General features: G+C 37.6%; 26 protein-coding genes, 2 pseudogenes and 1 riboswitch. Of the genes and pseudogenes, 15 read left to right on the forward strand and 13 right to left on the reverse strand.

Annotated elements, in window-relative coordinates; all coding sequences use genetic code 11:
* Positions 1–34 precede the first annotated feature (34 nt).
* Positions 35–508, forward strand: coding sequence for a tetratricopeptide repeat protein (locus RCG24_RS19875; RefSeq protein WP_202656192.1), 474 nt, complete (start codon positions 35–37; stop codon positions 506–508).
* A gap of 160 nt (positions 509–668) precedes the next feature.
* Here the strand turns inward: RCG24_RS19875 and RCG24_RS19880 are convergent, their stop codons facing one another.
* The 3 genes from RCG24_RS19880 to modA all read right to left on the reverse strand — a co-directional run bounded on the left by RCG24_RS19880 (position 669) and on the right by modA (position 2,478).
* Positions 669–1,070 carry a type II toxin-antitoxin system death-on-curing family toxin gene (locus RCG24_RS19880; protein WP_202656191.1) on the reverse strand — a complete coding sequence of 134 codons (402 nt, stop codon included), beginning with the start codon at positions 1,068–1,070 and terminating at the stop codon, positions 669–671.
* A complete protein-coding gene (locus RCG24_RS19885; protein ID WP_202656190.1) occupies positions 1,067–1,318 on the reverse strand; it encodes an AbrB/MazE/SpoVT family DNA-binding domain-containing protein in 252 nt (83 codons plus the stop codon). Before RCG24_RS19885 ends, RCG24_RS19880 begins: the two co-directional genes overlap by 4 nt.
* 347 nt (positions 1,319–1,665) lie before the next feature.
* Entirely contained in the window at positions 1,666–2,478 is an 813-nt protein-coding gene (gene modA, locus RCG24_RS19890; RefSeq protein WP_202656189.1) for a molybdate ABC transporter substrate-binding protein, read from the reverse strand.
* A 155-nt stretch (positions 2,479–2,633) separates the two neighbouring features.
* Here modA and RCG24_RS19895 point away from each other — a divergent pair, with 155 nt between their 5' ends.
* On the forward strand, positions 2,634–3,569 hold the full coding sequence (locus RCG24_RS19895) for a helix-turn-helix transcriptional regulator (protein WP_202656188.1): 936 nt from the start codon (positions 2,634–2,636) through the stop codon (positions 3,567–3,569).
* Positions 3,570–3,967: 398 nt separating this feature from the next.
* On the opposite strand, the gene RCG24_RS19900 is transcribed toward RCG24_RS19895, so the two are convergent.
* The 7 genes and pseudogenes from RCG24_RS19900 to RCG24_RS19930 all read right to left on the reverse strand — a co-directional run bounded on the left by RCG24_RS19900 (position 3,968) and on the right by RCG24_RS19930 (position 8,729).
* Positions 3,968–5,245 (reverse strand): IS110 family RNA-guided transposase, encoded by a 1,278-nt coding sequence (locus RCG24_RS19900; RefSeq protein ID WP_308079108.1) that lies wholly within the window; start codon positions 5,243–5,245, stop codon positions 3,968–3,970.
* Positions 5,246–5,588: 343 nt separating this feature from the next.
* Entirely contained in the window at positions 5,589–6,011 is a 423-nt protein-coding gene (locus tag RCG24_RS19905; protein WP_308077849.1) for a VOC family protein, read from the reverse strand.
* 52 nt (positions 6,012–6,063) lie between these two features.
* Positions 6,064–6,771 carry an ABC transporter ATP-binding protein gene (locus RCG24_RS19910; protein ID WP_308079223.1) on the reverse strand — a complete coding sequence of 236 codons (708 nt, stop codon included), beginning with the start codon at positions 6,769–6,771 and terminating at the stop codon, positions 6,064–6,066.
* A pseudogene (locus tag RCG24_RS19915) lies at positions 6,771–6,998 on the reverse strand (ABC transporter permease); the annotation flags it as partial. The pseudogene RCG24_RS19915 and the gene RCG24_RS19910, both read right to left, overlap by 1 nt.
* Positions 6,998–8,152: pseudogene (locus RCG24_RS19920) on the reverse strand (ribonucleotide reductase N-terminal alpha domain-containing protein); the annotation flags it as partial. The pseudogenes RCG24_RS19920 and RCG24_RS19915, both read right to left, overlap by 1 nt.
* Entirely contained in the window at positions 8,149–8,508 is a 360-nt protein-coding gene (gene nrdI / locus RCG24_RS19925) for a class Ib ribonucleoside-diphosphate reductase assembly flavoprotein NrdI (protein ID WP_202656186.1), read from the reverse strand. The pseudogene RCG24_RS19920 and the gene nrdI, both read right to left, overlap by 4 nt.
* Positions 8,505–8,729 (reverse strand): glutaredoxin family protein, encoded by a 225-nt coding sequence (locus RCG24_RS19930; protein ID WP_202656185.1) that lies wholly within the window; start codon positions 8,727–8,729, stop codon positions 8,505–8,507. The genes nrdI and RCG24_RS19930 overlap by 4 nt, the downstream gene beginning before the upstream one ends.
* 116 nt (positions 8,730–8,845) lie before the next feature.
* A riboswitch (cobalamin riboswitch) is annotated at positions 8,846–9,025 on the reverse strand.
* Between the two features lie 227 nt (positions 9,026–9,252).
* Between RCG24_RS19930 and RCG24_RS19935 the strand changes: the two genes are divergently transcribed.
* The 8 genes from RCG24_RS19935 (at position 9,253) to RCG24_RS19970 (ending at position 17,812) form a co-directional block, all read left to right on the forward strand.
* Positions 9,253–9,528, forward strand: coding sequence for an AbrB/MazE/SpoVT family DNA-binding domain-containing protein (locus RCG24_RS19935; protein WP_202656184.1), 276 nt, complete (start codon positions 9,253–9,255; stop codon positions 9,526–9,528).
* On the forward strand, positions 9,521–9,943 hold the full coding sequence (locus tag RCG24_RS19940) for a type II toxin-antitoxin system VapC family toxin (protein WP_308079224.1): 423 nt from the start codon (positions 9,521–9,523) through the stop codon (positions 9,941–9,943). Before RCG24_RS19935 ends, RCG24_RS19940 begins: the two co-directional genes overlap by 8 nt.
* Before the next feature lie 334 nt (positions 9,944–10,277).
* On the forward strand, positions 10,278–11,027 hold the full coding sequence (locus RCG24_RS19945) for an SAM-dependent methyltransferase (protein WP_202656182.1): 750 nt from the start codon (positions 10,278–10,280) through the stop codon (positions 11,025–11,027).
* 308 nt (positions 11,028–11,335) lie between these two features.
* The gene (locus RCG24_RS19950; RefSeq protein WP_202656181.1) at positions 11,336–11,581 is read left to right on the forward strand and encodes a hypothetical protein; all 246 of its coding nucleotides are present in this window, start codon (positions 11,336–11,338) and stop codon (positions 11,579–11,581) included.
* Between the two features lie 299 nt (positions 11,582–11,880).
* On the forward strand, positions 11,881–13,050 hold the full coding sequence (locus RCG24_RS19955) for a saccharopine dehydrogenase family protein (RefSeq protein ID WP_202656180.1): 1,170 nt from the start codon (positions 11,881–11,883) through the stop codon (positions 13,048–13,050).
* Between the two features lie 110 nt (positions 13,051–13,160).
* A complete protein-coding gene (locus RCG24_RS19960; RefSeq protein WP_308077850.1) occupies positions 13,161–14,615 on the forward strand; it encodes an aldehyde dehydrogenase family protein in 1,455 nt (484 codons plus the stop codon).
* Between the two features lie 119 nt (positions 14,616–14,734).
* A complete protein-coding gene (locus RCG24_RS19965) occupies positions 14,735–16,435 on the forward strand; it encodes a sigma-54 interaction domain-containing protein (RefSeq protein WP_308077851.1) in 1,701 nt (566 codons plus the stop codon).
* A gap of 114 nt (positions 16,436–16,549) precedes the next feature.
* On the forward strand, positions 16,550–17,812 hold the full coding sequence (locus tag RCG24_RS19970) for an MFS transporter (protein ID WP_202656177.1): 1,263 nt from the start codon (positions 16,550–16,552) through the stop codon (positions 17,810–17,812).
* A gap of 149 nt (positions 17,813–17,961) precedes the next feature.
* Here the strand turns inward: RCG24_RS19970 and RCG24_RS19975 are convergent, their stop codons facing one another.
* Genes RCG24_RS19975 through RCG24_RS19985 form a run of 3 tightly spaced genes read right to left on the reverse strand, consistent with a single transcriptional unit; the run spans position 17,962 to position 20,248 of the window.
* Positions 17,962–19,944, reverse strand: a complete 1,983-nt coding sequence (locus RCG24_RS19975; RefSeq protein WP_202656176.1) for a methyl-accepting chemotaxis protein — start codon at positions 19,942–19,944, stop codon at positions 17,962–17,964.
* Positions 19,941–20,096, reverse strand: a complete 156-nt coding sequence (locus RCG24_RS19980) for a hypothetical protein (RefSeq protein ID WP_308077852.1) — start codon at positions 20,094–20,096, stop codon at positions 19,941–19,943. Before RCG24_RS19980 ends, RCG24_RS19975 begins: the two co-directional genes overlap by 4 nt.
* A complete protein-coding gene (locus tag RCG24_RS19985; protein WP_308077852.1) occupies positions 20,093–20,248 on the reverse strand; it encodes a hypothetical protein in 156 nt (51 codons plus the stop codon). Before RCG24_RS19985 ends, RCG24_RS19980 begins: the two co-directional genes overlap by 4 nt.
* 530 nt (positions 20,249–20,778) lie before the next feature.
* On the opposite strand from RCG24_RS19985, the gene RCG24_RS19990 reads away from it, so the two are divergent.
* The 5 genes from RCG24_RS19990 (at position 20,779) to RCG24_RS20010 (ending at position 25,577) form a co-directional block, all read left to right on the forward strand.
* Entirely contained in the window at positions 20,779–21,555 is a 777-nt protein-coding gene (locus tag RCG24_RS19990) for an enoyl-CoA hydratase/isomerase family protein (RefSeq protein WP_308077853.1), read from the forward strand.
* A 147-nt stretch (positions 21,556–21,702) separates the two neighbouring features.
* Positions 21,703–22,584: a 3-hydroxyacyl-CoA dehydrogenase gene (locus RCG24_RS19995; protein WP_308077854.1), complete on the forward strand. Its 882-nt coding sequence runs from the start codon at positions 21,703–21,705 to the stop codon at positions 22,582–22,584.
* A gap of 12 nt (positions 22,585–22,596) precedes the next feature.
* Positions 22,597–23,790, forward strand: coding sequence for a thiolase family protein (locus tag RCG24_RS20000; RefSeq protein ID WP_308077855.1), 1,194 nt, complete (start codon positions 22,597–22,599; stop codon positions 23,788–23,790).
* 27 nt (positions 23,791–23,817) lie between these two features.
* Positions 23,818–24,588, forward strand: a complete 771-nt coding sequence (locus tag RCG24_RS20005; RefSeq protein ID WP_308079225.1) for an electron transfer flavoprotein subunit beta/FixA family protein — start codon at positions 23,818–23,820, stop codon at positions 24,586–24,588.
* 14 nt (positions 24,589–24,602) lie between these two features.
* Positions 24,603–25,577, forward strand: a complete 975-nt coding sequence (locus RCG24_RS20010) for an electron transfer flavoprotein subunit alpha/FixB family protein (protein ID WP_308077856.1) — start codon at positions 24,603–24,605, stop codon at positions 25,575–25,577.
* The last annotated feature ends 133 nt before the right edge of the window (positions 25,578–25,710 follow it).

Raw genomic sequence — 25,710 nt, forward strand, 5'->3', positions numbered from 1 at the left:
TGATTACCTTAGAGAAAAGTCCTCAAATGAGTTGATGATGAAAAATATTATTATGGAAGGTGAAAAATTATTAACACAAAATAATAATGATAATGATTTGTATTTTCTTTATGGAACATTGGGGAATCTATATAGAATTATTGAGCAACCCCAAAAGGCTTTAGCATTTCTTAATTCTTGTCTTGACTTTGCACAAAAGAATGGGAATATACAGAAAGAAGTAATTACCTTAATACGAATTGGAGAAGCATTGAAGTATGATAATCAACATCTAATGGCAATAAGAGCTTTTAATGAAGCTATACATAAATGTAAAGACCTCGAAATTTACGAAGATTTCATTTTACAACATAAAGGGAAATGTTTAATGGAGTTAGGAAAGTTAGAAGAAGCTGAGCGATGTTTGTTAAAATCTTTAAAATTAAGAAAAATTAAAAATGATTCTTCCTTAATAGACTCAACCCAAAAAGCAATAGATTATGTATATCGATTGAAAAATATACTTTAATGAGTGGTTAAGAATGTAAAAAAAATACTAAAACAAAAGGGGGAACTTCGTAAGATGAGAATGGTAAAGGAAGCAGAAATAATAGAAAGGGCCTTACCTCGATGTCATTACAAAATGCTGATAATAGTGAAACGCCTTCCTTAAGCATGTAAGAAAGGCTCTACAGCTCCTCTGTATTTTCTTTAATCGTATCGACAATTTCTTCAAATGTGTATTTATGATTCACAACATCCACAGTAAAGTCTTGTTCTTCCTGTATTCCCATTGTCCATCTATAATGATTAATTTTTAAGAATATAATAAGTGAAGCGAGAGCTGTTCGTTTATTTGCGTTGTGGAAAGCGTGATTTTTAGCAATAGATTCAAATAGGGCAGCAGCTTTTTCATAAATTGATGGATAAGCATCATTACCAAATACCGTTTGCTTGGGGCGGTTTATTGCTGAGTCGAGTAGACCCGGATCTTTTACTCCAACCGGTTCTTGTGGTGAGTATAAACGAATTTGTACCGTATTAATTGCAATCACTTGATTGGTTGTTAAATAAACGATTTCATCCATCATCTGTCCACTAGCCCTTTAAATGCTTTATCATGCTCCTTAATTACATCGTTAAGAATTTCCATAAATTCAGCATCTACTCCATCTGGAAGTTGTAAATGCTCTTTTTTTCGTAAAATGATCTTTCCATCTTTTACTACTACTTGTACGTCATCTCCTTGAGATATCCCTACTTGCTTTAAAACTTCTGGAGGTAGCGTGATTCCAATACTGTTCCCAATTTTGGTCACTTTTCTTTCAATTTGTTCCACACTTTTCACATCCTTGTTATTACTGTTATAACGATTATAACATTTGCTCACCTGCACTTCAAATGATGGATACATGAACAACCGGAGCAGGGACTTCCTGGATGTGAACATTTTGGAAGTCTATAAATAATGAATCTGTATCATCTATTATGATTTGTATTTTTGCACAAAAAATCAAATGAAAATGTTGATAATTTTTTATTTGATATTCCTGATATGAATGCAGTCTCAATAGATAGTCTAACAGGGGACCAAAAGCTAGTTGCCATTTCTTAGTTAATAGGAAGTATAAATTCAACTACGCCTCATGAACCGTCTTACGGACTCGCCAGTCGGCGAGTTTACATTTATTGTTTCATACCCTTGAAACCATACTTTTTAAATGTCTTCATTGATTTATCATTTTGAAGATACTCGTAGAATCGTTCTGCCTCTTTAGGGTGGGTACTGGTTTTAATCACACCAATGGGATAAATAATCGGATCGTGTGTGTATTCGTTTGCGGTTGCAACAATGTTCACCTTATTAGAAGTTAATGCATCGGTCTTGTAGACAATGCCTCCATCAACATTATTTGTCTCAACGTATGTAAGCACTTGACGGACATCCTTGGCATATACCACTTTTCCTTCAACTGAATTCCAAATGTTTAACTTTTCTAATGTCCCTTTTCCATATTGTCCTGCTGGTACCGATTCCGGAGTACCAAGGGCAATTTTATCAGCTTTGGTGAGGTCTTCGAAGGATTTGATTCCTTTGTTTGAACCTTTCGGAACCACCAACACAAGTTCATTGCCTAATAGATCTGTTCCATTTTTCTTTTCAATGAGTCCGTCTTGTTCTAATTTTTGAAACTTATCTTTAGCAGCAGAAAAGAATAGATCGACAGGCGCTCCCTGAGAGATTTGTTGTTGCAATGCCCCTGAAGCGCCAAAATTATAAGCTATTTTTACATTTGGATATTCCTTTTCAAAAGAGGCTTTTATGTCAGTTAAAGCATCCTGTAAACTGGCTGCTGCTGAAACCGTCAATTCCACCTTTTTATTAGATGATGTTTGTTTCTGTCCGTTTGTTGATTTCGATTGTTCATTGTTGGAACACCCAGCCACTGCTAGTAAAAAGATCATGAACGAGAAACACAAGAGAGAAACTTTTTTCATTATCTACCCTTCCTTTCAAATTAGTTATAATTAGTTATAACTAGTTATAACTAATTATAATATATATAGGTACTGGAGTGTCATATTTTTTTATCGTTTACTCAAATTATATTTTTCTTAGGGAATAAGCTAAAATAAATGGTGGAGGGATGCAAATGTCAAAGGAGCTTTCCTATACGATTGAAGAAGTGTCGCAGCTTTTAAAAGTATCTAAATTAACACTTTATGACCTTGTAAAAAAAGGGGAACTTCCTGCTTTCCGAGTAGGAAGACAGATGAGAATTGACGCAAAAGATTTGGATATTTATATTAACAGCCAGAAGGTTAATCAAAATACAAAATTTTATGCATCTGAACAGGAAAACCACAGGAATCATACAAAGGATCCTTATAATATTGTCATTAGTGGACAAGATCTAGTGTTAGATATTCTTGGAAAATATATTGAGAAGTCCTCACCCTATAAGCCATTACGTTCTTTTACAGGAAGTTTAAATAGTCTGATTTCTATGTACAATGGAGAATGCGATATTGTTAGCTTGCATTTGTTTGATGGAGAAACAAGGGACTATAATCTGCCCTACATAAAAAAAATTTTAGTGGGTCATGAATATATTTTACTTAACTTACTCTCTCGAAAAGCTGGTTTTTACGTTCGTAAGGGAAATCCGCTAAAGCTCACAGCTTGGTCCGATTTAAATCGTAAGGATATAAAAATGGTGAATAGAGAAAAAGGTTCAGGGGCAAGGGTTCTCCTTGATGAGCAACTTCGAATCAACAATATTTCTTCAAGAGAGATTAAAGGATATGACCATGAAGAATCTTCCCATTTAAGTGTGGCTTCCGCTGTATCTTCTGGATTGGCCGATGTAGGAGTTGGAATTGAAAAGGCTGCAAAAATTGTCGGGGTCGATTTTGTTCCATTAGTAACAGAACGTTATGACTTGGTTATTCTCAAAACCCCCCAATCTGAACAGCTAATTGGGGCAGTAAAGGATATTTTATCATCCAAGCAGTTCCAGGCAGAGATTCATTCTCTGGGAGATTACGACATATCGCAAACAGGAAAAATCATATATGAGACATACTAGTAGGAGGCTGCTTCAGTACCTCCCTCTATAAATGTTGATGTACCAAGGGTTTGAGCCGTTGGTACGGTGTCAAAAAAATATTTTTCGACAAAGTTACCTGAAGTATTTTCATAATATGTGAAACTATTCCAACAGGTGGGTACGCTACGCGGTCACTACTGGATAATGGTGGAAAGTAGTGATAGGGAATTATGCGATGCACAATGGATCTCTGCGTAGCTTATGATGACGTACCCTCCCATGTCTCTGGGCATCAGTGTGCCTACATTCCTTCGTTCGGTCTAGTCATAAGGCAGAGGCTAGCGAAGCTCCTTTAGGGACTCGAGGTCGAATGGAAAAAATAGTGCCAGCTTCTCCGTGTCATCCTGTTGTCTAGGTCTTTTAAGGGGATGTAGGGCTTACATAGCCTCTGCGAGACTAGGAATATCCTTCATCATTCGCTGTGCGTCAAACGCTTTGTGCTTTGTGCTAATTCCATGTAATACTTTTAATAGCTTTCCGCATAGAACCACGATGGATTGCTTCTTGCGTAACGGGTTAACCTGACGGTTTGTGTAATACTCATGTAGTTTTCTAAAGGCTTCGTTGTGGCGAATCATCGGCATCATTACTCGGAACAGGAGGGCACGCAGCTTTCTTCTGCCTCGTTTGGAGATGCGTTTTTGTCCTTTGTGCTGTCCGGAGGAATTTTCACGTAACGTTAATCCCGCGAGTTTGATTAGTTGGCGTGGATCTTGGTAGTGCGAAAAGCTTCCGATTTCAGCTAACAGATCGACAATGGTTGTATCTCCAAGCCCTTGAACCGTTGAGAGCCATTTGTATTCTACGGTCGTTTTTACAAGCTCAACTAAGTGTTGAGTAATGCTTTCGATATCTTGTTCTAGCTGGTGGTAACGGCGGACTAGTGTGGCGATTTCGATACGGGCCATCTCACGTCCTTCTGTTACTCCGATTGAGTTGGCAGCGACTTCTATAAGACGCACTGCTTTTGGTCTCTGGGGGGATTTGAGCCCCTCGACCTTGCGATAAAGTGATAACACCTCATCGGGTTGTTTCTGGTGAAGATCACTTGGAAATGGTGTGCATTCAAGTACAGCTAATGCCATTTTTCCGAATGACGGAAACACCTGAGTGAATTCAGGAAAATAGCGATCTAGCCAGCGGATCATCATGTTTTTGACAGCACCAAGTTCCTCTGTCAGCTTACTTCTAAAGGATGAACCGACACGCAGTTCGGCCTCCATGCCTTTAAGGATACGAGGGTAGCTGAAGCGTCCATCTTTTACAAGACGGGCAATTACCAGTGCATCTTTGCGGTCATGTTTGGTTGGTAGATTGTCGTCTAACTCTTTTGAACGCTTGACATGCATGGGGTTAACCATAGCTAATGGAATGCCTCGCTCCTCTAGGAAGTAGGCCAAATTGAGCCAGTAATGGCCAGTAGGTTCAATCCCGACAATGACTTCTGTTTTTTCGTTTTCTTTCATGGCTGCCAATACACGTTGATAGAATAGCTCGAATCCACCTCCATCCTGTTGTACGGAGAATGATTTTTGGAGCACCCGGCCGCGGTCATCCACAAAGCAAGCGTAGTGTGTCTGCTTGGCAATATCGATCCCTACAACGAGCGTTTTATCGGTGACTTGATTTATTTTTTGGTTTTGTTTAAAATCCATTATGGAGTCCTCCTTGGTTAACAAATTAGGGGTCAATTCGTCGACGCTTTGACACCCCGTATCATACCAAGAGGGCTCTTTTTATTTCAAGTCCCCTAAAATCCTTCTAACAGGAATGCTCCTTTTTATTTTTAGATAATCAGGATCCTATTTTCTCTAAACTGATGTTCAATCAGCCTTGCTCCAAAACTTGTTTGATTAAATTTAAAAGGAACTCCTGAAGAAGGGGATATGGGTTGGGCGACCTCCCCTCACGTTCAGAGAGCTCCGGAAGTAGACGTATTTTAAATCGATGCAAATTTTTCAACTAACACTCCCATTGAAGATGAAAATATACTTAACCTTATTCTGTAAATTCCCAAGCGGGATTCCAAACAACTTCCCACAAATGTCCGTCCGGGTCTTGGAAGTATCCAGAATACCCTCCCCAAAAGGTATCGTGTGCTGGAACTGTAATAATTGCACCAGCCTTCCTTGCCTGTTCCATTATCATATCAACCTCTTCTTTACTGCCGACATTATGGCCAATCGTAAATTCTGTTGGACTTATTGGTGTCTGGTCTATCCTTGTGTCATGTGCTATATCCTTACGATTCCAAATGGCAAGTTTTAAACCTAATTGTAAATCGAAAAATGCAACGGCCCCATGCTCAAATTCTTGACCTACGATTCCTTGTGTAGGTAGCCCAAGTCCATCCTTGTAGAATTTAAAAGACCTTTCCAAATTGTCTACACCCAATGTTATAACTGAAATTCGTGGTTTCATCTAATACCTCCTAACAAATTTATCCCGTAACAGAGACCTTTGATTAGTACGGTTATAATATAGTTTTTGAAAAAATTGATGCGTTTTTAAACTGTTGGGAAATTTTTCCATCTACTAATTCAATGATTCTATTACATTTTTTTGCAACCTCAATATCATGAGTTACAACAATGATAGTTTTTCCTTCCTTATTTAATTGCAGTAGTAAATTAATAATCTCCTCGCCCGTTCTTCTATCTAGGTTCCCAGTTGGTTCATCAGCTAAAATTAATTCCGGTTCACCTACTAAAGCTCTTGCGATTGCTACCCTTTGTTGCTGGCCTCCTGATAATTCATCTGGTGTTTTATGTACTTGCTCCTTTAAACCTACTTTTTCTAAATATGATTTGGCTTTATTTATTCTCTCTTTATGGCCTAATTTTCTATAGGTTAATGGCAATACAACATTATCAAGAACCGTATAATCTTTTAATAATGCAAAATACTGAAAAACGAATCCAATCATATCATTTCTTGTCTTATGGATTTTGTTTTTTCTGATTTCTTTTAATGACTTACCCTTAAAAAAATATTCGCCTTCAGTGGGAGTATCAATTAATCCTAATACGTTTAATAGAGTACTTTTACCTGAACCTGAAGGACCCATTATGGAAATTAATTCACCTTGCTGAATATTTAGGTTTATGCCGTTTAACGCAAAAGTATTATTATTTCGATTGCTATATATCTTTTTAATATCTTTTAGTGTGATAAGTTCCATCATTCCATTCCTCCTATCAATGACTTTGACTCCATTTTTCTAATAAACAAGAATACAAAAAAGTTTGATAAGAAAATAATGAGCAATAAAACCAAAAATACCGCAAATAAGATAGGTGAATTAAACTTAAAATCTAATACACTTGCCATATTCATTTCACTTGAAAATTTCAAAAGTCCATTATATTTCCAGGCAAAATGAGCTAGTGATAAACCCATACCAACTATAATTGGAAAATTTCGGTGCATAAGTTAGACATTTTCACCCGGCCAATGTTTTTGAGCGGATGAACAACGTTGACATTATCATCAAAGATTTCAAATGGATAGCCTGATTCAAATTGGGCCTTTTTTATTTCTGTATAAAGCTTTCTGGCATTAAGTCGCTTCATTTTTCGGATATTAGGATTATCCAGTAGCTCGTAATACATCTCTGTCATCGAAATTTCCGACATGCGTTTGCCATATTCTTTAAAAATATCGTAGGGACTAAACAACACCATATCTTTATCTCGTTTCATTAGTTCAAAGAAGATCGTTGGAATAATGATCCCTATGGATAGAGTGGCCAGTCGAATTTTATCATCGGCATTTGGTTTTTTCGATGAAAGAAAGTTTTCTATGTCCGCATGAAAAATATGTAAATAGGCAACACCAGATCCATTTCGTTGTCCAAGCTGATTAGAATAGCTAAATGAGTTTTCTAACAGCTTTGCGACTGGTATGACACCACTTGCACGGTTTAAAATTCCTTTAATCGGATCACCTAATGGACGCAAATCGGTTAAGTTTACCCCAACACCGCCGCCAAGACGTGATAATTCCAGACAATATCCGATATTTTCGGCAATGCTATTCATCGTGTCATCCATGGATAATTGATAGCAGCTAACTAACTCGCCGCGTGCTTTCTTCCCGCTATTTAAAGCAGTGGGTGTAGCAGGTTGATAAGACTCCATCATCGCTTCCACTGCCTGTTCTGCTAGTTCCGTATTGCCTTGTGCTAAATACAAGGCAATAATGACAATCCGATCTTCATATTTTTCTAGAATTTCTTTACCGTCGCGGCTTTTCAGGCAATAGCTATCGTAAAACTTGCTGGCACTCATAAAAGATGGGAAACGGAAGTGATACTCATAAGCTTTTTTGTACATTCTTTTAATAAATTCCATATCGTACATGTCAATAAACTCTTTTTCATAGTAGCCTTCATCGACTAAATAACGAATTTTTTCTTCTATATCCATAAAGTAATGCAGGCGTACATTTACATATTCTAAAAAGTAACGGCGCGTTGCTTCTCGGTCTTTTTCCAATTCTAATTGTCTTGTTGTACTATAACGATTTAGGACATCATTATTTAGTTTTTAATACGTTTTCATTCCTTCACCCTCGTTTCATAAAACTTTTGAATGGCTTCATAATCGGCTTGATATCCTCGTAAATCTAGTTTGCGCACTAGGGGGATATGATAAGTCGCTGCAATTTTCTCACCAGCACCGCCAAATACTGTATGACCGAAGTTGCTATTGCCACTAACAACGACACCTTTGCAAAATTTGGCATTTTGTTCTAAAAAACGGATCACCTTTGCAGGAATATCACCTAACCCATCTGTGTATGTTATTAATAGGTAGGGCTTATTCACCATTAATTCTTTAGAAATCTCAATCGGATCCGCCGTTAATTTGGAGGCAATATATCGGACATTGCCAGTGCGGCTGGTATAAACAATCATTGTGCAATCAGCTCAATTTGGGAAATAACTTCCTTTACATCACCGATAAACTTCCCTTCATATTCAAGAACAGGAACACTTAAAAAGCCTGCTTCCATGATGGTTTGCTTTGCTTGTTCATCGAGATCAATGTTAATGATGTCTGCTCTAAGCCTGGCACGTTGTAATTCGGATTTTACCCAGAGGCATTTAGGGCAGATTGTTTTCGTATAAAGTTTCATGTCATCCCTCTTTTCGTCATATAAAAAGGCTATCTCTGCGAGTGAGATAGCCTAAAATGGAAACGTTCAGCAATAAAAAATAGTTACGTCTCCATTTCTCAATCCCCGAAGAAATGATCAATCTATTTTATATAGGCAGGTCTCCTGGCTTTGCTTCATTCTCCGATTCCCTTCCCATGCGAATGCATAGTGGTATTGAATCATTGTCAGCTTTACAGTTGCGGGGACAGCGTCGGTATTGCACCGAACTTCCCTATTAAACTACATCTAGTAGTACCTATATAAAATTTACACCATATATTGTTTTGATAGTTTTAAGTTTAGCACGCTTAGAATGAAATGTAAATCGTTAAAAGAACACGATAAATATTCTCCGTTTGCTAATTGTGATGTTGAAATAGTTGTGAATTGATTGATGAAAGAGAAAAATACGAAGAAGCATTAATTTTTTCATTGTTCTATTGAATTGTCAAAAAGTATTACTTATAATAAAAGTAATACTTGGATGTGAGGAGGGGATAGAATGGAATTAATGAGTGGAAAAATGACAAGCAAAGGACAAATCACTATTCCAAAAGAACTCCGAGAGTTGTTACGTGTTAAAGAAGGCGACCAGCTCCTCTTTTTAGTGGAGAAGGACACAATCAAAATTGAACCTGTCAAAAAGAATTTGTTAAGTCATGTCATAGGTCGTGTGGAAGTAAGTGAACCTATTGATGTAGAGCATATGCGACAAGTTACTCAAAAACAAGTCGCCCAAAAGATTTATCGAGAGGAAATTGGTGAGTCAAATGAATAAGTTTTTTGTCGATACCAATGTTCTTATTCGATTGATTGTGAAAGATAATAATGATAAATTTCGTACCATGTTGGAATTAGCTAAGAAAGTTGAAAATCATGAATTATCATTAATTATTCCTACGGTAGTAATAGCCGAGTGCTGCTGGTTATTAAAGTCCTTTTATCAGTTAGAAAAATCGTTAATAAAAGAATATTTAACGGACATCCTTCAATCAGTCAATGTAGAACCTGAAGAAGAAACGGTAATAGAAGCCTTACGGTTATATGCCGAAAAAAACGTAGATTTTGCGGATGCTTTGTTAAGTGTCAAATCTTCGAGTACCTTGCCTGTTTTAACATGGGATAAAAAAGATTTTAAGAGGTTGAATTGCGAATATTTCAGTCCAACCGAGTTAATCCAAATGGAAAAATAAAGAGTAAAAATAACGATAAAAAGCAGAGTAACCTATATGCCTATTCAGTATAGGAATCATCTTCTAGCTGCTTAATCTCTTTTTTTATTGTGTCCTTGACATGGGTGCCACTTTACTTCTGTCTGGTCCCCTTTATATAGAGAGAATCTGCCGCAATCGTACGCAATTCCGAAGCAAATTGCGATCTTTCTTTAAGTTAAGGACCGGTTTGTTCAATAACATCCTTAATTGCCATTTTCCCAAGTTGCATTAAATTAATATAACCATTAACATTTGATTTAGGGACAAATTAAATAATTTGATGCCATTATCAATAGAATAAGGAGATTGACAATTGGATAGAAACAGATTTTCAGCCATTGCCCATCGTAATCATGCATTTAGTAATCCAATTAATGAAGCTAAAATTATGAAGATGATTGACATGGTATTATTAAAGTCAGAAGATAAAGTGATAGATATTGGGGCGGGAAAATGTGAATTGCTGATTCGTCTTGTAGAAAAGTACAATATTTCAGGCACTGCTATAGAATTGTACGGCGGAGCTATCGAAGAAGCAAAGAAAAATGCTGGAGGCAGAATTCCCGAAGGCAGCATAGAGTTTATTATTGACGATGCCAACGTGGCGATTGAGAAATTTGAACATGATGAATTTGATTTAGGCATATGCATAGGCTCTACTCATGCTTTAGGTGGACTAGATACTACACTAAAGAAGATGAGACGTCTTGTAAACAAAAGCGGCTACATTCTAATAGGTGAGGGCTACTGGAAACAGCGTCCAAGTCACGATTACTTACAAGCTCTTGGCGGTGCAAAAGAGGCTGATTTAAAATATCATGATGAGAATGTAAGAGTTGCCGAGGAATTGGGGTTAGTTCCGCTTTGGTCATATGTGGCTAATGAAGATGACTGGGATGAATATGAATGGCTCTATTCCTCATCGATTGAAAATTATTGTCACGAAAATCCCAATGATCCAGATTGTATTGTCATGCTGGAACGAATCCGGGCATGGAGAAGGACTTACTTACAATGGGGCCGGGATACCTTAGGATTTGGATTGTATTTGTTCCGTAATTAACACTCAAATCCTATTTATGGTTCAACATGAAAAGAAAGTAATCTAGGCGTTGCTTAGCAACTCCTCAGGCTGTCGGAAAACATTCGGCAGTCTATTATTTTATCTATTATCCTTAATAATTCACTTCTTCATCCTGCATGAAATACTCCTAAAAATCCCCTCTTTCTTTCATTGATCTTTACTCTTTTATTTTCCAGCGGAATTTTTGTCATAAAACCTTCACAAGTTTATCGAACCATCATGTCCCTTTGCTCCCTTTAACCATATATAAACTATGGAAGATATTTTTATAGTAGAAAGGATCGTGGTTGAGGGTAGTATGTTGCGGCAGGTATCCGAAAAAAAAAGAAATTCGCGACCTTTTTGAATCTTTTTGTGAACAGAATAAGACCTATCCCGATTTAGAAATGATCGATCCAGATGAACATGATACATATATGGATCCCGAAGCGGTTGACGAGTCGTTGGCATGTCGTCGTACGATAGGTGGGCAAAAAGAGATTTTTATGTCAACTTTAACATATTTCTTCCTCCCGGTTCTCTTTCTTCAATAAAATAATATTTTTAATGATATTCTACTAAAAATTGATATAATTGGTTCATAATATATTCATTATAGTGAAAATTTAGAAAATTAAATAATTATCACAAGCATAAACAATTTTTTATCAATCTATTACCTTAGATATCCTGATGCTATTAAGCATCAAATTTGATGCTAGATGCCATCTATTTCACAATGGCGGGTCAGTTGAGCCGTGTTGTAAGCGCTTTACAGGTTGGCACGAATCTTGCTTTATATTTTAGTGAGTATGTTAAAAACATACAAATACAATTGAAAGGAGGCTGGGTCTTGAAGGAAGTTATTGTATTAGGGGCAGCCGGAACGATTGGAAATGTAATTATGAGAGATCTTGTTGAAAGCGGGGTGGAAGTAATTGGAGCCGACATGGATATAAACCGGCTTCAACAACTAAAAAATGAGCTAAATGCCAAAAATTTGGCTGTTTACTCTCTTGATATTAGAGATCATCAGAAAACGACAGAATTATTACAAAAAGCAAAAGTATGCGTAAATGCTACCAACTATATTTTTAACATGGATGTCATGAAAATGGCAGCTAATGCAAAAGTAGATGTACTTGATTTAGGTGGACTCTATAATGTAACGAAAGAACAACTTAAATATGATGATTTCATGAAAGAGGCTGGAGTTCTTTCCATTCCGGGAATGGGGTCTGACCCGGGCATTTCCAATGTGCTAAGCCGATATGGAGTGGAACAATTGGATACCGCCGAAGAAATCCATATTCGCTATGGGTCCACAACTACTGGTGCAACCTTTCCCTTTGCGATTGATACCATCATAGACGAGGCAACCAAAAGTGCTATGGTGGTGAGAAATGGCCATTTATATGAAATCCCACCTCTGAGTGAGGAAGAAGATACCATTTTTCATGAAAAGCTTGGTGTGCAAAGAACCTATTCCATACTTCATTCTGAGTTAGCTACATTACCTCTAAGTTTTCCTCAAGTAAAAGAAATAACTTATAAAGATACATGGGATCCTTCAACAATTGAGAAAATTAACATGCTGGAACAATTTGGGCTGTTAAATAATCACCGTCATAATAACTCTCTCTCGGCCAGACAAAAGCTAGTGTCTTTACTTAAAGAAACAATTTCTGAAGACCCCAAGTGGGGAACAGACGAACTGATGGTCGAAGTAAAAGGAACGAAAGCTGGAAAAAAAGCCTCGATCAAATTGGAATTATTATGCGGCTGGCAGGAAAAGTGGAATATCAATGCATTGGCATATGTTACCAGTATGCCGGCATCCATCGTCGCTCAAATGCTATTAAATAAAGAAATCGAAGGAACAGGTGTAAAACCGCCTGAACAATGTATTGACCCATCAAAGTTTATTTCATACTTAACGCAAAAGAATATCACACTGCTCTCTACTTATTGTGAAACAGAACAAATTCAAAAAAATCCACAAACGATTTTATCTAATATATGAAATTTATAGTGTAATAGAACCTTTTATTCTATTAAAATGTTTGTTTTAAAACTGATCAAGGCATCAATTAAAATTCAAATACCCATAAAAATGAAAAAGGAGTTGTCACTATGCAAACAAAAACGGCTGTATTGAGGAATTTTATTAATGGGGAGTGGAAAGAGTCCGCTAGTATAAACGTACGTGAAATCGTGTCTCCTGTTACAGGTGAAATCATTTACCGAGCTCCAGATTCCACTGAAGAAGAAATTGCTGCAGCGGTTGCAGCCGCAAAAAAAGCCCAAGTCCCCTGGGAAGCTGCTACTGCATGGGAACGTGGCCGCGTTTGTTATGCCATCGCTGATGCCATCGATCGGAATAAAGAAAAATTAAGTCGCGCCCTCACGCTGGAACAGGGCAAACCATATGAAGCGGAAGCATTACCAGATATTGAGGAATCAGCAGAACTATTTAGAATTGCCGCAGAAGATGCAAAACGGATGGAAACAGCGATTATCCCTTCACTAGATAAAAATAAACGAATTTTCACCTTCCGCAAAGCAAATGGTGTTTATGGAATTATTATACCGTGGAACTTCCCAACACTGATGCTGGCAGAATTTGTCGCTCCGGCCATTGCAGCGGGAAATACCATCGTTCTTAAACCTTCAGAGTATACGCCGGGAATCATCAGTCTCTTTACCGAAATCATGCACGAAGCTGACATCCCGCCGGGCGTGCTTAACATCATCTATGGTGATGGAAAGGTCGGACAGCAGCTGATTGAACATCCAGGTGTTGATGCCATCGGATTTATTGGCTCTCATACGACTGCTGAAAAAATCGTCCGTGCTGCCGGGTTAAAACCGTTGATTATTGAAGCAAGCGGTAATGGTCCAACGATTGTTTGCGAAGATGCTGATCTGGATGCAGCTGCCAAAGGATCTGTTCATGGAGGATTCTTCAATGCAGGGCAAGTGTGCTGCGCTACAGCACGTGTCCTTGTTCATGAAAAGGTTCACGATGCATTCGTAGAACGTGTAGTGGAAGAAGCAGAAAAATGGCCATTAGGAGATCCATTTGATGTGGCAACGAAAGTTGGGCCAATGAACAATGAAGCGACAGCCTCCAAAATGGAATCACATGTACAAGATGCGCTTGCAAAAGGTTCAGAAGTTCTTTTAGGAGGCAGGAGACAAACAAATTGTCCAACCAATCTTTATTTCCAACCAACCGTTATTGATAAAGTTGGCTTAGATACGTTCATTAATAAGCACGAGACTTTTGGGCCAATTGTGCCAATCATTACGGTCAAGAGTGATGAAGAGGCTATTGAAATCGCGAACGATTCCTATTTAGGATTACAGTCTGCTGTGTATACAAAAAGCTCTGCACGTGCCTTCAAATACATGAATAGCTTAAAAACGGGCAATACCATTATCAATGAACACGGAGGTTATTGGGAACCACATGTACCGTTTGGAGGCGCAGCTGGGACTCGTACTGGCTGGGGACGTATTGGCGGCAGATACACAATGCTGGATATGACACATCTTCGCACGGTTACTTGGGATTTCTCTATTTAAGCTTAGCATCTGGTTGTAAAAATATGGTTGCGAGCATAAATGTTCGCAACCATATAGGTAACCGTCTCCATTTCTAAATGAAGCACCTAACAAATTTTAGATTTTTTAGGAGTAAAAATATGGATAATGGAAAATATCATATTTACAACGCTGTTTATATTTCGTGGCCAACTACCATTGAGGCAATTCTTTTAAAAGCGTTAGAACTAGATTGTCAGTGGTTTATTTTGCAAGAAAATGATCAGACCATAGGCTATATAAACCGGTCTACTTTATCTAAAAAAGTAAAAGAGCTCGGTTTCAATCATATTTTAAAATTTCCTTTAGAAAAACTTGTGATGAAACCTATACTTAGTGATGGAGAAGTAAAATCATCAGAAGCGATTAATAATGCCTTTTTGTTAAAAACAGAATTTGAAAAAATAGAAAGTGTTATTGATTGGAAGATTGGTAACCGAATAAGTAATCATATTGCTTCAGATAAATGGGTACTTAAAGAATTAGAGACAATCTTCTATAATTTTTTCCACAATATACTCATTACCGATGGATATGGAAATATCACATTTGCTACCGCTGAAGATGACCAGCAATATTTAGGGAAAAATGTATTTGATTTAGAAAGACAAAAAGAATTTTATCCCTCAGTTACTGCGAAAGTACTTAGTACCGGAAAAAGAGAAAAAGGATTGCAATATACAAAATCTGGAGAAGTTTTTGAAATTGAATCCGTTCCAATAAAGGATAAAAACGGGAAAATTGTGCGGGTTATCTCGATAACCAAAGATTCATCAGAGGTTACTGAGTTAAAAGAAAAGATTCATGAGGTCAAAAACCTTTTAACTAGTTATCAAAATGAAGTGATCAGCATGCAGCAAGAGCATTCGGGTACAAAACCTTTTATTTACGCCAGTAAGGAAATGGAAAATCTAAGTGATCTTATTAAATCTGTCGCATCTTATGATACCACGGTTCTTATTTTAGGTGAAACAGGTGTTGGCAAGGAAGTGGTTGCCAATAGAATCCATAGCTTAAGTAATCGATATGACAAACCATTTATTGCCGTAAACTGTGGTGCTATTCCTGAGACCCTGATGGAATCAGAATTATTTGGCTATGAGGATGGATCATTTTCTGGAGCTCGGAAGGGAGGAAAAATCGGAGTTTTTGAATTAGCTAACAATGGCACAGTATTTTTGGACGAAATAGGTGAGATGCCTTTACACCTTCAAGTCAAACTTCTTAGAGTTTTACAAGAAAAAAAGCTAAAAAGAATCGGTGGACTACAAGAAAAACCTGTAGATATGCGTATTATAGCAGCTACAAATCAAGACCTAGCAAAAATGGTAAAAGAAAAAACCTTTAGAGAAGATCTCTATTATCGACTGAATGTCGTTCCCATTACTATTCCCCCACTTAGAGCAAGAAAAGAAGACATAGAGGCCTTAACATTTTATTATCTGCAATTTTATAACCAAAAATATAATAAGAGTGTTGAAATAAATGAATTAATGTTAGAAAGATTAAAAAGGTACTCGTGGCCAGGTAATGTTCGTGAACTTCAAAATGTCATTGAAAGATTTGTTATTACTGGTCAAGAGGTTTCCTTTACTGCTGATCAACCTTTATCACCGTTATCAAACGGAGTGATTATGAGTGCGAATAGGAAGTTTCCACAATTATTTGATTATCTTGATAAAGTGGAGCAACAACTATTATTGGAAGCAAAAACAAAATCCAAAAACACAAGGGAAATGGCTAATCTCTTAGGTGTTAATCAATCGACAATTGTTAGAAAGTTAAAAAAGTATAATTTATAAGTGATTTTCCACAATCATTAATGATGAGATAATTTATCTGAATATTATTTATTTTCAAATTAATATTTGTGTTTTATAAGATTCGTTTTTCAATCATTTAGGAGGTGCTAAACGATGGAGAATACAAAAGTAAAAGGTCAATGGACAATGCTCTGGTTATCATATTTGGCGTTAGTAGGTTGTTTCCTTCCTTATATTGGATACTCGACTCAAATAACTCAAATTATGAAAGACACATCCATTACTTACGCTCAGACCGGGATGTTGGCTTCCGCGACTGCTTTAGTTGGAGGTTTAACTTTACCCTTTGTTGGGGTGCTGGTAGATAAGTGGGGGGCTCGAAATGTTATATTGTGGGGACTATTGATTAGTGCGGTAGGGCAAATTCTTTTCGCTTATATGCCAAGTTATGCAACACTAGTTTTTTCTAGGGCACTTATTGGTTTAGGTGTAGGCTTATTGTTTGTCGGACCTTACACGATGGCAGCCCAATGGTTTGAAAGATCAAATGGTGTTGGTTCTGCAATGGGGGTCATGTTTACATCTGACGGGATTGGTACAGTGTTTTCTCTTTACTTATTTTCATATGTTCTTACAGCCGTCGGATGGAAAAATGGATCGGCTCTTGGAGGTATATTCCTCATTGTTATTTTAATTATTTCTTTCTTAGTATTAAAGAATCCTCCTCATATCACGGATCGTCAAAATTCTGTAAAAGAATCAGGGGAAAAATTTAATTTGAAAGACTATCTAAAAGTGATCGGAGATAGAAATGTCATTGTGGCGTCCGCCTTTTTCATTGGTGAATGGGGCTTGTATGCGGTTATTGCCTATTGGGTACCGACGATTCTTATCGAAGATGCTGGTTGGTCCGAAGGCCTTGCAGGATTTTTAACGTCCTTATATGTCCTAGTTGGTATAGTTCCTTCTATTATTCTTGGATTAGTATCAGATAAAATGGGAAAAAGAAAGCCGTTTATCATACTTGCAGGCCTATGGATGACTCTTACTGTAATCATTCTCACAATAGCATTAGCCAATGGCAGTTATGGCCTCGTTGCCTTTATGATGCCACTTGTTGGCATTGGAGTATATTCGGGAATGCCAGTAGCATTAGCTTCAGCAGTGGAATCCGTGGGAACTAAGTATGTTGCTACTGCCAATGGATTTATTTTAGGAATTGGATTTTTAGTAGGTGGGTTTTTGTACCCATATATAATGGGCTATATTAAAGACGCGACCGGGGCCTATACAATAGGATTTATTGGCATTATAGTGGCTACCTTTATCCTGAATTTTGCTGCTGGATTAGTAGGTAGGGATCCGAAAAAAAACGAAAACATGAAAACAACTGATGATGTAGTAATCCAAAGTTAACATAATTCATCGACAAAAAGATGGATTAGAGCCTATCGATGGTTTTAAAAAATTTCTTAGCTGATGGATAAAAAAATTGCAGATTTCAATACATTTTTCAGATAAAAAGCGGGCTGTTGCTGTAAAGGTAACAGTCCGCTTTAATTACGTTATCTTTCATATTTAAATTGCTGTGACATTTTCTTTAATTCTTCCACCATCGATGATAATAAGTGGGCTGATGATGAAATTTCCCGCATGGAGGCCAATTGTTCCTTTGCGGATGTCGCAACTTCTTCAGAAGTGGAAGCATTCTTCTGAGCAATCTCTACCATTTCATTGGTTGTCGCAGTTACTTCTTGAATCGAAGCTGCTATTTGTTGAGCCATGGTTGAAACCTCTTGCATTTGTGGCGTGATCTCTTTTGTACTTTGAAGAATGATGGTAAACTTCTTGATCGCTTCATTGGAAATATCGACACCATTTTTAACATCATTTGTTACACGAGTCATGATATTGACGCTATTTTCCGATTCCTTTTGAATTTTTTGCACAATCTCATGAATTTCTTTTGCGGAGCTTTGCGATTGTTCCGCCAGTTTACGTACTTCGTCGGCCACTACGGCAAACCCTTTCCCATGTTCTCCGGCTCTTGCCGCTTCAATCGCGGCATTTAAAGCAAGCAGGTTGGTTTGGTCGGCGATCCCGGTGATGACATCCAAGATAGAGGTCACTTCTTTAAGACTTTCAAACAGCGATTTCATCGTGGTATTTGATTCCAGTACGGACTCATGGATCGATTCCATTTGCGAAACGGTATTTGCAACGGCTTGTTCGCCTTCACTGGCTTGATTCATTGTGTCGCTGGTCAGCTCTGCAACCTGCTGCGAGTGATGGGCAATACTAGTAACAGTGGCCGCTACTTCACTTAAGGAATCAGCCGCCTTATCCACTTGATCTGTTTGTTTTTCCGCATTATCGGATACTTTTTGCATTGAAGAAGAGACTTGGGCTGTTACGGCACTATTTTCTTCCGCACTTGCGGATAGCTGTTCGGCTGATGCCGCCACCTGGATCGCGCTTTGTTCCACTTTTTCAATAATCATTTGCAGCTTTTTCTGCATTTCGTTAAAGGCGACTCCCAGTTGGCCAATGATATCATTCGTTTTTACCTCAACATGCTTGGTCAAATCTCCTTGACTGACAGTGATCGCTGTATTTTTTAACTCTTTCAGCGGTTTAATAATCGATTTCATAATGAAAAATACGCAGATTGCACCAATTAAAATGAAAAGGACATTAATCAGCAGCGTATGTTGAATGATAGGTGCTGCTGTCTGGTCCACCTCTGAAGAATTTAACGTGCCGGCAAGCTTCCAACCGGTAGTCTTATTCGTTACAAAACTGAGCATTTTGTCTTTACCGCCAAGTTGATAGGCAAATTGTCCTTTTTCTTGGTTATATAATTTTTGATAAAAGCTATCTTTCACCTGGGTTCCCAAATCTTCTGTAGGATGGGAAATGACCATTTTATTTCGATCGAGAATAAAGGTATACCCTTTTTCTCCGATTTTAATTTTGTTGGCTAAAGTCGTTAATTGCGATAAGTTGATATCTACCGCCACAACACCGGAATCGTCATCCAATGTTTTCGATACGGTAATGACCATCTGACCGGTTGTAGAAGAGACATAAGGTTCGGAAATAACAGTGGTTCCTTTATTTTCTAAGGCACTTTTATACCAAGGTCGTTCTCTTGGGTCATACCCCTTTTTCTTCGCCACATTTGGCTCGCGAATAAACAAGCCATCTTTCGTTCCGACATAGACGGCTTCTGCCTCCGGATGTGTTTGTTCATACATATTCAATACTTTTCGTACCGCTGGGCTCTGTTCACCTTTATATTGGTCTGACTTGATCGATTTTGCGTAGATGGTCATATCGTTTAATTTAGGCTCAATAAAAGTATTAATTGATACATCTAATAACTCGATGTTTTCATCAATACTGGACAATATTTGTTTTTCAACCGCCTTTTTAGCGCTATCATATGATAAGATCCCAACAAGTACTGAGGGAATGATTAAAATTAAGGCATAGGAAAGAACTAATTTTACATTTAAATTTTTGAATATTTTTAGAACATTTTTCATTTGGCTAGCCCCTCTTTATATGTATTGAAAAAGCAAACAACCTGTATGGCAACAAAAATTGTAATTTTTATACCGCTTCCAATTCTTAATCTTAACACAATTGTTTTAGCCAAAGTATTTAAATTTTTGAATATTTTTAGAACATTTTTCATTTGGCTAGCCCCTCTTTATATGTATTGAAAAAGCAAACAACCTGTATGGCAACAAAAATTGTAATTTTTATACCGCTTCCAATTCTTAATCTTAACACAATTGTTTTAGCCAAAGTATTTAAATTTTTGAATATTTTTAGAACATTTTTCATTTGGCTAGCCCCTCTTTATATGTATTGAAAAAGCAAACAACCTGTATGGCAACAAAAATTGTAATTTTTATACCGCTTCCAATTCTTAATCTTAACACAATTGTTTTAGCCAAAGTAGGAACGGAATCACTTTTGTGATACGTTTCACATAATTTTCACTTTTTTTAACAAACGTATTTCCCTTGGTTTTGATATAGCTGATCGATTTTGTGTGCAATCAAATAGTGGAAAACAGAGGGGCTGCCAATTTGGACAGCCCCTCTTGTTTTAGCTATTAAATTTCCTCTGAAGAACTTTTACTTTCTAAACAACCTAGGACAGTAGGCTATTTTAGTATCTTAGTTTATCAATCTCTTATTGAGGAGTTAGAAAGAAGTACATATTATTGGGGATTGACAAAATTTTCCGAGGTTTCCCCTCTAATTTAGAGAACAAGAACACTGTTTTCTTTTGAAGGAATAGTTACAATTTTGGCCCGATACTTGCATTAGTTATTTGCAAAACAACTACATTCGTTTGGAGGGGATGTTATGGACTATAAAAATATTTTAGTTTATCAAGAGGAAGGAATTGGAGTTATTAAGATGAATAGGCCTGAGGTTAGAAATGCACTTGATGCCAGGTCACATCGTGAAATTGAAGATGCACTTAATCAGTGGGAAGAACAAGAAGAAATACAAGCAATCGCATTTATTGGAGAGGGTGAAAAGTCATTTGCAGCTGGTGCTGATATAAGGCAACTTAAGCTAAAGGATGCACATGATGCCCTTTTACCAGGTCTATCAGGAGTATGTCAAAAGATTGAAAACAGCAGTAAAGTAACGATTGCAGCAATCAATGGTTTTGCCTTAGGAGGAGGGTGTGAACTTGCTCTCTCCTGTGATATTCGTATTGCCGCTGAGCATGCAAAGATTGGCCTCCCAGAACTAAATTTATCAATTATTCCAGGAGGGGGAGGAACACAGCGCCTTGCCAGAATCGTTGGAAAAGGCAGAGCCCTTCATATGATCTTGACTGGAGAGATTGTAACAGCTCAAAAAGCGGAACTAATTGGTCTAGTTTCAACTGTTGTTCCGATGGAAGAACTGTGGAAAACAGTAGTGGAATATGTAAATAAAATTGCAAGAAAAGGACCACTTGCTCTTAAACTTGCAAAAATGGTTGTCAACCAGGGCTTTGATACAGATTTAAAGACAGCTTTGATGTTGGAGAAATTTGCACAAGCCATTCTATTTAACTCGGAAGATAAGAAAGAAGGAGTGGAGGCTTTCCTGGAAAAGCGGGAACCAGTCTTTAAAGGGAAGTAAGAAAAATAAACACATATGTTCAATATTTTAACAAATAGGTGTCGTATCCTTAAGAAGATATTTAGGAATTGCGGGTATATCAATGAAAAAACTTGGCACGATTCATGCTAGTAAATAAAGTGATTAATCAAAATATATCATTTCAAAATGATCACAAATGAAATGGGGAAGTTTACTATGAAGAAAATTGCAGTGATCGGTGGAGGAATAATGGGCAGAGGAATCGCATACGCCGCTACAGTAGCAGGTTTCCAGGTTCACCTTCATGATCTTTATCCGGAAGCTTTAGAAAAAGCTAAGACATATCTTGAAACGGAATTGAGAAAATCAGTACATCACGGGTTTATAAGACCTGGTGAAGATGAGGCAAGCTTGAATCGAATTACTTTTACCACAAATATGGAGGAAGCTGCCGTAGAAGCTGATTTAGTCATTGAAGCTGTTCTTGAAAAAATGGAAATTAAAGTGGACGTCTTTAAGAAATTGGATAAGATCTGTCCTTCGCAGACAATACTTGCGACAAATACTTCAACAATGAGCCCGACCGAAATTGGGGCACAAACATCCCGCCCAGAAAGGTGCATCGCGATGCATTTCTTTAATCCAGTTCACAAAATGAAACTGATAGAGATTGTCAGGGGGCTTGATACTTCAGATGAAACGTTTAGAATTGCAAAAAAAGCCGCCGAAGCCATGAATAAAGAGGTGGTTGAAGTCAATGAGTTTCCTGGGTTTGTCACAAGCAGAATGAACTGTTTAATTGGAAATGAAGCAATGAATATGCTAATGGAGGGTGTTGCCTCCGCTGAAGATATCGATAAAGCAATGAAATTAGGATTGAATCATCCAATGGGGCCGCTTGAGTTAGCTGATTTAGTCGGTCTGGATACACGCCTGCGAAATATGGAATATCTCTATCAAACATTAGGAGAAAAATATCGTCCGTGCCCATTATTAATAAAATACGTGAAGGCTGGAAGATTAGGAAGAAAATCTGGTGCGGGTTTCTATAAATATGATAAAGAGTAGGAGTGATTTTTTTTGCATCGGGCTGTAATTGTTGATTCAGTAAGAACGGGTATTGGTAAATTAGGCGGAAGTTTAAAAAATATAGAAGTTGATTTTTTAGCATCAAAGGTGATTGATGAGATTATTGCAAGGACGGGAATTGAAAAAAACATCATTGATGAAGTGATCATGGGACAAGGAAAACAGAGTACGGACTCTCCTAACATGGCAAGGATTGCTTTATTAAGAGCAGGCCTTCCAGTTGAAGTACCCGCCTATACGATTCATCGTCAATGCGGATCAGGTCTTCAGGCCATAAATAATGCGGTTCAACAAATTCAATGTGGCTTGTCAGATATTATTATTGCTGGCGGGGCTGAAAGCATGAGCACAGCACCATATTATTTACGAGGAGCCCGATTCGGTTATGGAGCTGGTAATGGAGAATTATTAGATCCTAATACAGAAAGTCAGCCCCGGTCCCAGCCAATCAACCAATACGGTTCATTAACGATGGGAATGACGGCTGAAAACTTAGCAGAAAAATATCATATTTCTCGTGAGGAGCAAGATGAATTCGCTTTAAGAAGCCAAATCTTGGCTCTTCAGGCGATTGAAAGCGGAAAGTTCAAAAAAGAAATCGTAAGCTATGAAATTCGAAATCGAAAAGAAACGATTATATTTGATACTGATGAGCATCCAAGGAGAACAACTTTAGAAAAACTCGCTGCATTAAAGCCTGTTTTTAAGAAAGATGGTACTGTTACAGCAGGAAACAGCAGTGGAAGAAACGATGGAGCAGCAGCATTATTAGTGATGTCAGAAGAAGCTGTAATGAGGTATGCAATGAAACCAAAGGCAAAAATTATTGCACAGGCATCAGCAGGGGTTTCGCCTGAAATCATGGGAATCGGTCCTGTACCTGCAACGAAGAAAGCGCTACAAATTGCTGGACTTACACTAAATGACATCGGACTAATTGAGCTCAATGAAGCTTTTTCAGCACAATCTTTAGCGGTGATGAGAGAATGGAGAACGGATATAAGCAAGATAAATGTTAATGGGGGAGCTATTGCTTTAGGACATCCAATCGGTGCGTCAGGAGCCATTCTTATGACAAAGCTTCTTCATGAAATGGAACGTCGTGGAGAAAAATATGGCCTTGTAACATTATGTATTGCCGGTGGAATGGGGATTTCAACCATTGTTGAGAATTTGCAAGTTTAATAATTGGTGAAAGAGGTAGATATTGAAATGAATATTTTTGTTGTCATGAAACGCACCTTCGATACTGAAGAAAAAATAGTATTTGAAGATGGAAAAATCAATAATGATGGGGCAGAGTTCATTGTGAACCCATACGATGAATATGCGATTGAAGAAGCTTTGAAATTACGTGAAAAACATGGTGGAGAAGTTACTATTGTAACAATAGGTGAAGAAGAGGCAGAAAAAGAGCTCCGTACAGCTTTGGCAATGGGTGCAGATAAAGCTGTATTAATTGAAAATGAGGATCTTGATGATTGGGATGCGTTTTCTACAGCAAAGATATTATCTACATATCTCAAGGACAAGGAAGTTGACATTGTTTTAGCAGGAAATGTAACGGTTGACGGCGGCTCCGGCCAGGTAGGTCCACGACTGGCAGAAGAATTAGGGATTTCTGCAGTTACTACAGTGACAAAGCTCTCAGTCGATAATGATAAAGCAACAATTGAACGGGATGTAGAAGGGGATAGTGAAATTTTAGAAGTTTCACTTCCATTATTAATTACTTGCCAACAAGGATTAAATGAACCTCGATATCCATCATTGCCTGGAATAATGAAGGCCAAGAGGAAACCGATTGAGACAGTGGATATGAATGATCTCCATTTAGAAGAAGATGAAGTAAGAGCAAAAACAAGCATCGTAGAAATTTTCCTCCCACTAGTAAAGAAAGCAGGAAAGATACTTGAGGGAGAAATTTCTGAACAAGTTAAAGAATTGGCGTCTTTATTAAAGACTGAAGCAAAAGTCATATAACAGGAGGGATAAACTTGGCAAGAAAATTATTAGTTTTAGGAGAAATAAGAGAAGGGGTATTACGTAATGTTTCTTTTGAAGCCATTGCTGCAGCAAAGCAAATAGCCGATGGAGGAGAAGTAGTAGGTTTGCTATTAGGTGGCAGGATTAAAGAACTGGCTTATACGATGATTCATCATGGTGCTGACCGTGTTGTGGTCGTTGAAAACAGCAATTTACAAGATTATACGCCTGAGGCATATTCACAAGCGATTATGCAGGTTATCGATGCCGAAAAGCCGGATGGATTTATATTAGGTCATACAGCGATTGGTAAGGACATTTCACCCAGAATTGCTTCCAAAATTAAGTCAGGATTAATTTCTGATACTGTAAAAGTGGACATAATAGGGGATGAAGTTATCTTTACACGTCCGATTTATTCTGGAAAGGCCTTTGAAAAGAGAGCAATTCAAGAAGGGATTATATTTGCGACCATTCGTCCCAATAATATCCTACCATTGGAAAAGGATGTATCACGTTCAGGGGAGATATCTTCCATTGATGTTCAAATAAAAGATTTGCGTACAATTGTTAAAGAAGTAGTAAAAAAAGCCTCAGGGGGAATAGATCTATCAGAGGCAAAAGTTATTGTTGCTGGTGGACGAGGAGTAAAAAGCAAGGATGGTTTTAAACCACTTGAAGAATTAGCAAAGGTACTTGGCGGAGCAGTAGGGGCATCACGTGGAGCTTGTGATGCAGAATTCTGTGATTACTCGTTACAAATCGGGCAAACTGGAAAAGTGGTAACACCTGATCTGTATATTGCTTGCGGAATTTCAGGTGCAATTCAACATATTGCAGGAATGTCCAACTCAAAGGTTATTGTTGCTATTAACAAAGATCCTGAAGCAAACATCTTCAGCATTGCTGATTATGGAATTGTTGGGGACTTATTTGAAGTCGTGCCCCTATTAATTGAGGAATTTAAAAGTGTAGCCGTAACCTAATTTTTATTAGCATTCTTTAAAACTGTTTAAATATTATCTGAGTTTATAGGGTCTTGAATTTACGACTAAATTTTAAAGTTTAAATTAAAAATACGATAAAACTGACGCTCAGTGCACTGAGCGTTTTATTTAG

The sequence above is a fragment of the Neobacillus sp. OS1-32 genome (assembly GCF_030915425.1).
GTDB classification, from domain to species: domain Bacteria; phylum Bacillota; class Bacilli; order Bacillales; family Cytobacillaceae; genus Neobacillus; species Neobacillus paridis.